This is a genomic window from Ruminococcus sp. FC2018 (assembly GCF_000621805.1).
Lineage (GTDB): Bacteria > Bacillota > Clostridia > Oscillospirales > Ruminococcaceae > Hominimerdicola.
This window is the reverse complement of sequence record NZ_KK211351.1, coordinates 31,220-44,574: the sequence shown is the minus strand read 5'-3', so window position 1 is coordinate 44,574 and position 13,355 is coordinate 31,220. Positions and strand designations below refer to the sequence as shown.

Here is a 13,355-nt window from a genome sequence, read left to right as displayed (position 1 = left end):
TCAAAGATAAAGGCATAAGACAGAGTATGTCACGAAAAGGCAACTGTCTTGATAATGCCTGTGCAGAAAACTTCTTCGGATTACTCAAGACAGAATTGCTGTATTTACAAGAATTCACATCAATAGAACACTTCATATCCGAGCTTCACGCTTACATAGAGTGGTACAACACAAAGCGCATCAAGCTTAAGCTTGATGGTATGTCACCTGTTGAATACAGGCTCAATGCCGCATAACAAAAGCGACCAAGATCTCTCTTAGTCGCTTTGCATATTTTTTCTTTAAAAAGTTTGTCTAACTTTTTGGGGTCAGTTCATTTTCATGGCGGTCTTTTTTTTGTTTACGCTTATAGATCCGGCTTTGCACGGAGCTAAAAAACAGAGCAAAAATAAAAGCAGGGCGGAGATCTGTCCTGCTTTATTGCGTTTATTATCAGCTTGCTCGTACACTCTGTGTTATCCTGTTATCTGTCACGCCGTGCTTAACTCTGTCCTGAACCTCTGCACGCTTTGCGTTGTTGAATCTGTCCAGTGTACCAACGAGGTATCCGGTGATCCTTCTGATCCTCTGGAAAGGAACATCAGCAAAATGATAGTCAACATCTACAAAGTCGCCGTCGAGCTTCAGATCAATAGACTCAATGACCTTCTCAGGGTAGAGTTCATGCGCTCTGTTTATATATGCATTGATCTCTGCCTGTGAAAGCTGTCCATTGATAACGTTTACATTAACCATTTTTAACAACCTCTCTCCAAAATCTCGGTACATTTTGTGAATGTGAATCTATAATAACACAATATATGGTGTTTGTCAAGAGAGTTTGATATAAATGTTGCACAAAAATGAACAAAAAAATTTGACGTTTTAAGCATAAACCAATAGCTATGGGCTTTTGCGGACTTTCTAATTGTCCAAAAAAATGTATCATTACCTGTTTCTCGGAAAGGCGATGATACATTTTTTTGTGTATTTACTGCTCATAATCTGTGTCTATGGTTATTTTGCATACGTACCGCCGGTCTATCTCCTTCACCGCTTTGTCCAGACTCTGTGAAAGCTCCTGCCTGGTTATCTTTGTCCCGAAGGGTACCACAACGTCAAATACCAGCTCCGTCCTGTCTGTATGGTCCACTACTCTGAAATCGTGCAGCGACAGCGCCTCATCCTGCTTTTTCAAACAGTCCCGGATGATGTCCAGCAGCCGTGCTGTTTCCGGATCTTCCGACTCCACCGGATCCATGTGTATGGTTACCGTACAGCCGTGATCTGCGCTTATCTTTTCTTCGATGCTGTCGATAAGCCTGTGAGCGTCTGTCAGGCTCATCTGAGCAGGTATCTCTGCGTGCAGAGAGACCATAAGGTTGCCCACGCCGTAATCGTGCATGAGAATGTCGTGCACCCCAAGAATACCATCAAAGCTCATGACGCTTTGCTTGATCCGCCCCATAAGCTCCTTGTCAGGTCTTGCTCCGAGAATGGGCGTAAGGCTTTCTTTAAAGGTCCGTATGCCGCTTATGATAATGAAAACTGCTACCGCCGCACCGATATATCCGTCGATGTTCATTCCTGTGAGCTTTAAGATAAGCATTGCGGCAATTACCGCAGCTGTGGAAGCGCAGTCGGAAAGAGAGTCTGCCGAAGCCGCCCGCAGGGAAGTGGAGTCTATCATTTTCCCGAGCTTGCGGTAAAAAAGCGCCATCCAGAGCTTGACAAGCACCGAAGCGATAAGTATCCCCAGGGTCAGATATGAAAAGCGAATGTCCTTAGGACGGAATATTTTTTCCGCCGATGTCTGGGCAAGCTCAAAACCCATAAGCATAATAACAAAGGATATTACCAGCCCCGAAACGTACTCCATTCTGCCATGACCGTATGGGTGCTCCTTGTCGGCAGGCTGAGCAGCTATGCGGAACCCCACCAGGGACATTACCGACGAGCCTGCGTCCGAAAGGTTGTTGAATGCGTCAGCCGTGACCGAGATAGCCCCTGACAAAAGACCTGCCAGAAACTTTCCGATAAACAAAAGCAGGTTGAGTGTTATGCCTGCCCAAGAGCCGAGATAACCGCATCTTGTGCGCACAGAAGGATCCTTGAGGTCTGCGGGCTGTCTGATGAATATATGTATGAGAAGTGATGTCATAACTATACCGCCTTGTAAAAAGATATAGCGCAGGTTTAAGAATCATAATATCACGCATTTGACCGATTGTCAATCACCAAAGACCGAAAAGCCCCACAAGCAAGCGGTGCGCACCGTGGGGATATTTTCCGCCGGGGTGCGCACCAAGGTAAAAATATTAGGGGGAGCGTGTTGTCAGCAAGCCACAAGCGACTTGTATTTCAGACATATCTTGTCTGTGATAAGTGCGATGAATTCGCTGTTTGTGGGCTTGCCCTTGCCCACATTTATAGTGTAGCCGAAAAAGCTGTTGAGGGTGTCCACATCGCCTCTGTCCCAGGCGATCTCGATAGCGTGACGAATGGCTCTCTCCACCCTTGAGGGAGTGGTGGAAAACTTTTTTGCCACCGCCGGATACAGAAGCTTTGTAACGCTTTCCAGCATCTCTTTGTCGTTCACCGATGCCATTATTGCCTCACGCAGATAATGATACCCCTTTATGTGGGCAGGAACGCCTATCTGGTGGATAATATCCGTTACGATTATCTCCAGATTCGGACTGGATCTTTTCTGAGAGCGGATATTGTCCGAGCTTATATCCGTGTCAATATCCAGCATGGATTTTATCCTGTCTCCCAGCATTTTAACGTCAAATGGCTTGAGCATGAAATAGGAAGCCCCTGCGCTCATTACCTGGTTTTCGATAAATGCGTTCTCGTATGCGCTGGTGACAATGAACATTGGCTTTTTGTAGCTTGAAGCCATTATTTTCTTGATAAGCTCTATCCCGTCCAGCCCGGGCATCACCGCATCAATGATGACCACATCCGGCTGTTCGTTTTTGATAGCGTCGTAGATCACCATTCCGTCTTTCTGTCTGGTGATGACAAAAAAGCCCACCGAGCGCAGGGATGATGCGCAGAAAACCCCATACTGCGCCGAATCGTCCCCTATAAGTATCTTGATCTTGCCTGTCATAATAAGTCCTCCTATGTACTGCCGCAGCCACAGCGGCAGTTTATTGTATTTTTTCGTTCTTTTCAGAACTTTATGTGTTTTCCACGTTTAAAGCATATCACAATTAAATTTCAAATGCAATAGATTTTTGGATAAATCGTCAGTAAAATTGCGACAATTTACAGCATAATGCACAATGAATTGATACATAATATTTCTATATACAATAATTCGCTCCGAAAATACATACCTCGACATTGTCATATCCTGACATAAAAAGCACATTTCCCGCAGGCTTTGCCGCAAAGGGCAGAAAACCGCCGTATAACCTGTTTACAGGTGCCATGTGCCGCCGAACCACGAAAAACCACAGCTCCCGGCGGACAGCCTTTAAGCTGCGTCTCCCAAGGACTTAGGCAGGTCTGAAAGCTCGTTGTACATCCTTTCGGCGAAAATGCCGTAACCGCAGGTGGGCTTGTCCACAAGAACGTGGGTAACAGCCCCCACGAGCCGCCCGTTCTGTATCACCGGAGAGCCGCTCATTCCCTGAAGTATGCCTCCCACGCTTTGGATAAGACTGCTGTCGGTGACCTCTATATCAAAGTCCTTCTCATCCTTTTCGCCCCTTGAAATATTGCTTATACGCACCTTGTATTTTTTTGCTCCTTCATTGCTGATGCTGGTGTAGATTTCCGCTTCCCCTTCCTCTATCTCGCTGCTGTAACCCAAGGGTATGGGCTGGTTTTGAGTTTTTGGCGGAGCGTAAAGTGTCCCGAAAACACCGCTTTCGCAGTTTTTATATATGACTCCCGTTCCCGAGGAGTTTACAAAATCACCTGTCAGCCACCCGGGCGAGCCTTTTCTGGACTTGACCGGCTGGTTCAGCCGTATCTCTCCGGTCCTGCCCTTTGAAAGAGGCAGGGGAGTCTTTATATCCGCATCGCATATAGGGTGCCCCAGTCCTCCGAAGCAGCCTGTGGACTGCTCGTAAAAGGTCATTGTCCCTATGCCTGCCGACGAATCTCTTACCCACATACCTGCACGGTACTGTCCCCCTATCAGATCGGGATACAGCATCACCGTGTTTTCCTTACCGTCACGACGGTAGGTTATCTCGCAGCCGCCGCTGCCCGATCTGTTGATAACACGGTCAAGGTCCTCGCTGCAGCCTATCTTTTCGCCCCCTGCACGCAGTATCACATCACCCTTTTCAATGCCGCAGTCCTTTGCAGCACACTTTCCCATAGTCTGCTGAAGATCTACCACCAGCACCCCTTCGGTTATCATCTTTATACCGAATGCTTCTCCGCAGGGAATAAGCATGGGGCGTTTTACCGACCTGCTGTCGGCAGCTGTCACAGGCAGGGATGAAAAGAAGATGTGTCCTGTGTTCTTATCCTGCTTCGGATCCGCCGCTGAGCCGGGCATATCCTTGTCGCAGGGCTTTACCGATACGGTGAAAAGCCCGCAGCTGCCCATGTCACGGCTTTGCACTGTCCCCTGAGGAAAACAGTCGCTCAGTCCCACAGCTGCAAAAGCTGCCGCCGCAAAAAAAGCAGCGAATTTTTTAAAAAAACAGCACATAATATATTTAAAGCTCCTTTCGTTTTTGATAACGTTTTTATTGTTTGCTTTCCCATTTTCAAAATGCAAAAGGAAAAACAAACATTATTTGACTTGGTTTTGCTTCCGTTAAATTCCTTTTGACTTTTTATGCGGTTGATTTGCCGGGGAAAATATGGTATAATCTTACCTGAAAACAGTTTAAACCATATGTGAGGGTCGATTATGTCAAAAACGGACAAGACATCAAAAAAATCCCAAAAAACAAATAAAGCCCACAGGGAACCCATCTGGGTCAATGCCCTGCGTCTGCTTATGGCAGTGGTGTGCCTTTATTCGGTGGTGTTCTGGGGCAGCGTCACCCTGGTGGCGACCCTCTCGGGGCAGTATTCCGACTTTCCGCCCCCTGCATGGGTAACGGCAGCAATAGGTCTTGGCGGCACAGTTATACTGTGCTCGGCAGCTCTGGCTTTGTGGGGAAGGTATATTATCGCCTTTGCGGTGAACTGCGCAGGCACAGCAGCCTACCTTGCAGCAGCAGGCTGGTTCGTAAGGACCATACGCCATGAACTGGACAACCGTGCGGTGTCCGCAGACCTGCTGGATATGGATAAGGAGTATGCACTGCGGTTTTATCCTGCGGCGGCAGCAAGCGTTATACTTCTGGTGCTGGCGGTGCTGTCGCTGGTGCGTATAGCCGGCAAAAAACGTAAAAAGCGCATAGAAAAGGAATCTGCTCCTGTAAAAAGCATTATAGATTGATGACGGAAACTCTCCCAACCGATTATGGGGGAGTTTTTTTGGACTTTTTGTCTGTTTTTTTAACTTTTCTATTGACTTTAAACAAAGATTATGGTATAATTTCTGTGTATGGGCAAAGCCTTTTGCGGTGGGCGGAAAAGGCGTATCAAAGGCTTTTCCCGACAAGATAAAAACAAGGGATAATAAATGATCCGGTAGGGAGTTTTGTAAAGTGATTTTTGCGGACCTGTTTTTCGTATATTTCTTTTTACCCCTTTGCCTTGCCCTGTATTTTGCCACAAAGAAAATAAGATACCGCAACCTGGTGCTTGTGGTGTTCTCGCTTGTCTTTTACGCATGGGGCGAGCCCAAATGGGTGTTTATATTGCTGATCTCGTCGGTAATAAACTACTTTGCGGCGCTGGCAATAGACAAAAATGCCGGCACGGGAAAGGCAAAGCTGTTTATGGCGCTGGTCACTGTCTGGGATCTGGGCGTGCTGTTTGCGTTCAAGTATATCGGATTCTTCATGAGCAACATAGATAACTGGTTCGGGCTTTCGCTGCCTGTTCCGAAAATAACACTGCCGATAGGAATCTCCTTCTATACGTTCCAGACACTGTCCTATGTTATTGACGTGTACCGTCAGAAGGTGCCTGTGCAGAAGGAGTATCCAAAGCTTTTGCTGTATATCTCCCTGTTCCCTCAGCTGGTTGCGGGACCTATCGTAAGATATTCAACCATCGCCAATGAGATAGACCACAGAAAGACCACCCTGAAGGACGTTTCCGAGGGTATCTCCAGGATAATACTCGGACTTGGCAAAAAGGTGATCCTTGCCAACAGCGTGGGCTCTATCGTTACAGCTTTGTTCGGAAAAGCCGCAGATGACTATGCCGCAGCAGCATCTTCCACCGTCCTTGGCAACTGGTACGGTGCGGTGCTCATCGCAATGTGGTACTACTTTGACTTTTCCGGCTATTCGGATATGGCTATCGGAATGGGACGCATATTCGGCTTCCATTTTGACGAAAACTTCGTTTACCCCTATATATGCAAGTCTATCACCGAGTTCTGGAGAAGATGGCATATATCCCTTTCCACATGGTTCAGAGATTACGTTTATATCCCCCTGGGCGGCAACAGAAAGGGCAAGACCAGACAGTGCATAAATATCATGATAGTCTGGTCACTTACAGGTTTCTGGCACGGCGCAAGCTGGAACTTCATGATTTGGGGCGCATATTTCGGTGTGCTGCTGCTTATCGAAAAGCTGCTCATCGGAAAATGGCTTGAAAATACAAAGCCCTTTATCCAGCATCTTTATGCCATAGTTCTGGTTTCCATAGGCTGGGGTATCTTCTATTTTGAGGACTTCAAGAGCCTGGGAAGGTTTTTTAAATCTATCTTCGGCTTTGCTCCGGGAGGCTTTACCGACCTTTCCACCAACAGCCTGTTTACACAGAATATCTGGCTGTTTTTCGCAGCTGCGCTGCTTTGCACTCCTATTATCCCCAAGCTCAAAAAATCCCTGTGCGTATCCGCAGGCTGGACAAAAGCCGTGGGTATGGCAGGCATAGCACTGAATCTGGGCATACTGTTCATAAGCAGCATGATGCTTGTGAATACAACAAACAATCCGTTCCTTTATTTCAAATTCTGACAGGTGGTAATTTATGGATAATAACAGACCTACAGGAGGGTATGAAAGCCCCCATAAGGACGAATATGATAAGATGGTGGAGCAGATAAAGGCTAAAAGAAAGGCTCTGAGCACATCTATCTGGACGGACGAGCCTCTTTTAAAACCCGAAAAAAGCATCTGGATAGACGACGATGAGCCGGAAACTCCCGCTAAAAAAGCCCCCGAGCCAAAAAGGGAGGAACCGAAACAGGCAAAACCTGCCTCGGACGACGATCCTTACTATGCAGCTTTTATCTCCAACCCTGTGATAAGCGATTCACGCAGCGAGAAGATGGCGTTTGAAAGCACACCGAAAAACTATGACGACGTTATTATGCCTTTTATCAACGACTATTCCGTGGAGCGAAAGCTCCCCGACCAGCGCAGGAATCTCAGCCGCAAGCCAAAGGCAAACGCCGCTGTGGACACCCATGTGAGCAGACAAAGGTCAGAGCAGGCGCAAAGAACAAGACCTGCCCGGGCAAAGCCACAGACACCGCCTGTTCATAAACTGCGCAGTGAAAGGTTTTTTGATGAAGAGGGCGAGCCGCTTTACAGACATACCCCCGAAAGGAGCAGCAGAAAAAGACCTACCATGGTCCCTGCGTCCGAAAGGGAGGAAAACCGTGCAAAAGCAGCAGCCTCTGCACGCAGAGCCTCTGCATCGCCTTTAAAAAGACCGGCAGCAGCCTCACTGACAAAGCCTGCGGACAAGGATAGTCCACGGGATCCCGTTGAAAAGCCGGTGCCTCTGGCTGTGGCAAGGGCACAAAAGGACCTGGAGTTCTTTAACGCCTCTATATGTCTGGGAGCAATATTTGTTATTGCCGCAATACTTCTTGTGCTTACCATTCTGGGTAAGCGTGAAAAGGAGAGCGAATCGGAGAAGCGTAAGCTGGCAGAGTTCCCTAAGTTTTCTATTTCATCCCTGTTCAGCGGAGAATTTACTAACGGCATAACCACCTACTTTACCGATACCATTCCCGGAAGAGAAAGATTTAAAAACGTCAGCGCAGGCTTTACCAACCTGTTCGGATTCAATATCGGCGACGTTAAGATAAACGGCACACTCAAAAAAGTAGAGCAGGAAAAGTTTGACGAAAATGCCGTTACTACCACGAAAGTCAGCATAAATACCGCTCCCGCCACCACCACCGCTGCACCTGAATCCAAAAAGGACAGCAGCTCCGCCGCCGACAGCAGCAGCCAGAAGTCCAATACCAACAAGGACGAAGTGGTGAAGATCCCGGAAAACACCAACGAAGGCAAAATGCTGGGTAATATTATCGTCTACGGCAGCGGAAAAGAGACAAGAGGTTTGTCTGTTTCCTACGTGAACTTTGAAATGGGAAAACGCTTTGCCGAGGCGCTCAATAAGTGGAAGGCGGATCTTGGGGACAGCGTCAATGTGTATTCCATGCCTTGTCCTTTGTCCAGCGCATTCTATCTGCCCAGCAATATGAAAGATCAGGGCAGCGATCAGAACGAGAACATCAAGAACATCAACGGCAACCTTAAAGGCGTGGTGGGCATAAACTGCGTCAATAACCTTGCAAAGCATATGAACGAGGACATCTATGCCCGTACCGACCACCACTGGCTGCCTCTGGGAGCTTACTACGGCACACAGGCGTTTGCCGAGGCTGCACAGGTGGATTACCCAAGCATAGACGAGTATACAAAGCTGACCAAGGAGGGCTTCCTGGGTACTTTCTATACCTATTCCAACTATGACCAGGGGATCAAGAACAATCCCGATACCTTTACCTACTTCAAGCCGAAAAATATCGACCAGGTGTCCTGCACCTACTACGATACAAGCTTTTCAAACAAGTTTGAGCCTTACGGCACCGATAAGAGCGGACTGTTCTATGACGGCATGGAGGGAAGCAACTGCTATCTGTCCTTCTTGGGTCAGGACTCCGAGATCGTGGAGATAAAGACCCCATGCACGAACAATCGTGTGCTGGTGGTGTTCAAAAACAGCTATGGAAACGCAATGATACCATTCCTCACCAACAGCTTCTCAAAGATCTATGTCTGCGATTACAGATATTTTGATATAAACGGCGTGGATTTCTGCCGCAAAGTGGGCTGTACAGACCTTCTTTTCGCAGGAGCGATCTCCCTTATCTGCTCCGATGCAGGTATAAATTATATCAACAATATCCGTGTCCAGTAATCGAAAACGATTGAGAAAATTGAACTATATGTGAATTAATTTCACGACTTTTACGCAACAGCCTTCCAATGCAGTTTGGAACGGCTGTTGTTTTTGTTAAACCGACTTTACTTATACTATCTTTTTGCACAAAGAAAATGGCGCATATTCGTGAAATATACCTATGAATAAATTGTTGACAGTTTTCGTCCTATATTGTATAATTAGTTAAGATATTATTACACTCGGTAATTGTCACTTTGAGGGTGTAAGAATATGGAATTATGACAAATTTTTTGTGAAAAGGAGAGGCGAATTATGAAAAAGAGATCATTGTTCAAGCGATTGCTCAGCGGCTTCGTAGCGACTGCAATGGCTCTGTCGATCTGCTTCAGCGACAAGGTCTTTGAAGATCTTTTCGCAAGCGCGGCAGAAGGCGATCCGTCTGTTACCGTCAAGGTAATGAATGACGGCAATCTCGAAAAGTATGCCAATCATGTTTCCGGCACAAAGTATTATGTGCTGGGCGCCCTTGTGAACAAAGAGGACGCAGGCATTTCCGTCAAGAAGGATAATGTCGACAAGATTGTTGCGTGGGATTGCAAGGAGATTGACCTTGCAAACAAGGCTGAGGACACGGTGACTTTTGAAAAGTTCTACAAGAAGTCTGACAATTATGCTAGTGAGTTTGACAGGGACCAAGCTCCAGAACCATATGACAAAAATGCATACGCTTTCATCTATCGTGTATTTCAGTATAGAGTAGAAGGCAACAACGGCGTTAATCCTTACGCTACAAAAGGCGTTGAGCCAACTAACCTTATAGCTCCTCAGGGTCAGCGTCCTGCCGGTTGGAATTATCAGGCTTATAACGAGATATCTTCTGACCAGTTTGACGGTTATGTCTGGGAACCTGCAACGGTTTCCGGTGACAGCTATACCAGCATTCTTGACAAGAGGAACCCCGAGCTTTATGTAACGGTTAACTTTGGTAAGCCGACTACCGTTACTGCTGACGATCATGTTTATGCAGTTGTAGAGGTAGAGCATGTCGGTGCACCTGCCAAGACGATTGGTTATGCTCCTCTGGTTACAGACGGAGAGGGCAAAATGACTGCTACTGTAGCTATCCAGGCTGGCGAAAAGCAGGACTGGTATCAGGAAAACGGAGATCATTCCACTGAGAAATTTACCGGTAATGAGCCAAATTACAAAGTAAGGCTTTTCCAGGCTGAAAAGGCTACAGGCATTAAAGACATTTTGGGCGGTAAGGCAACTGAGTATAAAGTTGGCGATATGGTACTTGGACAGGAATTTTTAAGTACCGATAAATCAAAGGATGAGGCGGAGATCGCAAAGCCTAAATATTATGCTATTGCGACTCTGGGAACTGTTTCTGATCCTGACAACTATACATATAGTGAAATACTTGGTCCTGCAAGAGTGTTTGGTATAACAGCTGACAGATTTGAGCAGATAAACCATATGCAGACAAACTTTGCTGCCAATGTTTATAAGCAGGCTGAATTCAGACCTGACCTTTCCAAGCCTACCGGCGGTTCTATTTATGTTGGTAAGCTCGTTACATTTGATGCAACCGACAAGACAAAGTATACCGAGGTAGACACTCCGTATATTCGCTTTGAAAAAATAAATCAGGTGACACAGCACCCTGAGGGATATGGTGCAAAGCTCTTCTCTCCTTATGGCGATAAGGTCGATATAACAGCAGACGGCATGGAGTATGTTGAAAGACATGAGATGTCAGCTGATGATATCAAGAACAAGGTAGTTGGACCGGCAATAAGCCATATACAGTTTATGTCCGATGTACTTGCAAAGCAAGAGGCAAATTATATCCCTGTAAAGGGCGAAAGTTCATATTCTATTGACACCACTCATTACCCTGAGAATACAACTATTTACGTTGACGCTGACAGCATGCTCAACGATAAGGGTGAGATGCCGAAACTGCACATGAGCCTTGCCAAAGGACAGAACATAGTGTTCAACTTCAAAAATGCAGACAAGGTTAAGGTCGGTCAGTTCTACATCAGAACTCTTGTTGACGGTGTTTGGAATGTTGGACCTGAACCTAAGACTGACGATGGTTTTTACGCTGGTCATACAGGTGAAAGTCAAAAATGGGATTCTGATTTCAACAATTGGATAAACGAATATGTAATGCGTAATGTTGTTTTCAATTTCAACAAGGCAACTGACGTTGAGGTTGGAGGAACCGCAGGACTGTTTATAGTTAAGAACCCTAATTCTGAAACCGTAATGAAGGGAACCACAACCGGTTGGATGGCTACAGCAGGCTATTTCCAGAAGAGTGACGGTGAGTGGCACTTCCCATATGACGACGTAGGCGATTACAAGGAGCCTGTTCCGGCAGATTTCGTTATCTCCAAAACTTCCATTACAAATAATAAAGAGATCGAGGGCGCAACTATTCAGATAATCGACGCTGAGAGACCTCAGGGCGACTGGGATTATATGGTTGAGCTCAATAAGGAGCAAGGCGTTGAAGCTGTTATCGAAGGCGGTAAGACCATAGGAATCACATGGACTTCCTCCGGCACAGCTAAGAATATCAAACTCAGCAACGGTAATTACACATTCCGTGAAACCGGAGATGAATTTACTTCCAAGACTGACGGAAAGAAATATAAGGTTGTAACATCTGAAACCAACTTTGTGGTAGCAAGTGGTAAGGTTGTAAAAGAACCAAAGGACGTCACCGAGGATAACGGTACTATTAAATATACCAAAACAAACAATACTATTACTATAAGCGATGCACAGGCTGGCGGACCTGTTACGTATCCTGTCCACATCAGCAAGACTGATATTACAGGTCAGAAAGCAGTTGCAGGCGCAACACTTACCGTTTATACAGATACTGAAAATACTGCGGACAGAGTTGAAGTTGCTCATTACGACTCCCGGGCAGTTGAAGGCTCCAAAGGAACCTTTATGCTTGAAGCAGGCAAGTATGTGCTTGTTGAGAAGGCAACCGTTGACGGTAGGGCACCTTCTGAGAACGGTAAGACCTATAAGGTAATTACCACAGAGTTCAAGTTTGAAGTCAAGCAAAACGGTACAGTTGAGTGCACCGGCGCAAAGGCAAGCGTTGATAACTTTACCAAAGACGAAAAGGCTAACGGTGGTCTGGTTCTTACAAAGTTGGCTGATAAAAACGAGCCGTACTTTATTATGTGCGATGCTGCAAACACCACCAACATCACCGTTGACAAGCAGGCTGTGACAGGGGAGCATACTATTAAGAACGCTCGTCTGTGGCTCACTGACAGTACCGGAAGTGCAGTTCCGGGTGCAGATATCATAACAACCGGAAATGCAAAAACAGATGCGTTTACCGTTGCCCTTGAGGACGGCGAGTATACTATCCACGAAGAGGCTGCAAAGGATACCAGCGGCAAGGATCTTGATATTGTTGACGAAAATGGCGAAAAGTATAACATCATACCAAGCGAAGTTAAGTTTACCGTTTTAAACGGCACAGTAACAGCAACCGAGGCTAAGGCTTCCAAGGACGAACTTGGCGAGAATGGCGGCGTATATGCTGATGGAACAACATTCCACGTTTGCGACGCTATTAAGCCAAAGACCGTCGTAACGATCAACAAGAAAGACGTTACAGGCAAAGAAGAGCTTGAAGGTGCTACACTGACACTCACAAAGGCTGACGGTTCGGCTATCCCTGGACTTACCGATAACTCTTGGGAGTCTAAGAAGGATGCTGCGTGGAATGTACAGCTCCAGAAGGGCGACTATATCCTCAAGGAGTCCGGCACTAAGGTAACCGATGAAAACGGCTGTGAGTATGATGTACTCAATACAGAAGTAGCGTTCACTATCGGTGAGGACGGAAATATCACAGTAACATCAAACAACAGCAAGACTGATTTTGATTCGGATAATTCCTCAGAAACAGGATTTGCAGTAGCAAAGAATGTAGGCACACGTGATGCTGAGCTTACTATCTGTGACGCTGCAAAGAAGACACCTGTGAAGTTCAATAAGAAGGATATCACAGGTCAGGAAGAGCTTGCAGGCGCAACTCTTACAGTTTACAAGTACGACGGTACCAAGGCTGATAAGAT

The 13,355-nt window shown here is 46.4% G+C and carries 9 protein-coding genes; 5 read left to right on the top strand and 4 right to left on the bottom strand.

Annotated elements, in window-relative coordinates; all coding sequences use genetic code 11:
• A partial coding sequence (locus T494_RS0111730; RefSeq protein WP_028506307.1) for an IS3 family transposase occupies positions 1–236 on the top strand: 236 nt, incomplete at its 5' end.
• A gap of 196 nt (positions 237–432) precedes the next feature.
• Here T494_RS0111730 and nrdD read toward each other — a convergent pair.
• From nrdD to T494_RS13175, 4 genes are all read right to left on the bottom strand, one after another.
• Positions 433–735 (bottom strand): anaerobic ribonucleoside-triphosphate reductase, encoded by a 303-nt coding sequence (gene nrdD, locus T494_RS13180; protein ID WP_051540416.1) that lies wholly within the window; start codon positions 733–735, stop codon positions 433–435.
• Positions 736–970: 235 nt separating this feature from the next.
• Entirely contained in the window at positions 971–2,140 is a 1,170-nt protein-coding gene (locus T494_RS0111720; RefSeq protein ID WP_028506443.1) for a cation diffusion facilitator family transporter, read from the bottom strand.
• 174 nt (positions 2,141–2,314) lie between these two features.
• Positions 2,315–3,097, bottom strand: a complete 783-nt coding sequence (spo0A, locus tag T494_RS0111715) for a sporulation transcription factor Spo0A (RefSeq protein ID WP_028506442.1) — start codon at positions 3,095–3,097, stop codon at positions 2,315–2,317.
• Between the two features lie 369 nt (positions 3,098–3,466).
• Positions 3,467–4,660 (bottom strand): SpoIVB peptidase S55 domain-containing protein, encoded by a 1,194-nt coding sequence (locus tag T494_RS13175; protein WP_155984123.1) that lies wholly within the window; start codon positions 4,658–4,660, stop codon positions 3,467–3,469.
• 204 nt (positions 4,661–4,864) lie between these two features.
• Between T494_RS13175 and T494_RS0111700 the strand changes: the two genes are divergently transcribed.
• From T494_RS0111700 to T494_RS14070, 4 genes are all read left to right on the top strand, one after another.
• Complete coding sequence (locus T494_RS0111700) at positions 4,865–5,401, top strand: hypothetical protein (RefSeq protein ID WP_028506441.1); 537 nt, start codon at positions 4,865–4,867, stop codon at positions 5,399–5,401.
• A gap of 211 nt (positions 5,402–5,612) precedes the next feature.
• A complete protein-coding gene (locus T494_RS0111695) occupies positions 5,613–7,043 on the top strand; it encodes an MBOAT family O-acyltransferase (protein WP_028506440.1) in 1,431 nt (476 codons plus the stop codon).
• 13 nt (positions 7,044–7,056) lie between these two features.
• On the top strand, positions 7,057–9,246 hold the full coding sequence (locus T494_RS13170) for a DHHW family protein (protein WP_051540412.1): 2,190 nt from the start codon (positions 7,057–7,059) through the stop codon (positions 9,244–9,246).
• Between the two features lie 297 nt (positions 9,247–9,543).
• The coding region (locus T494_RS14070) for a prealbumin-like fold domain-containing protein (protein WP_037344856.1) at positions 9,544–13,355 on the top strand (3,812 nt) is incomplete at its 3' end.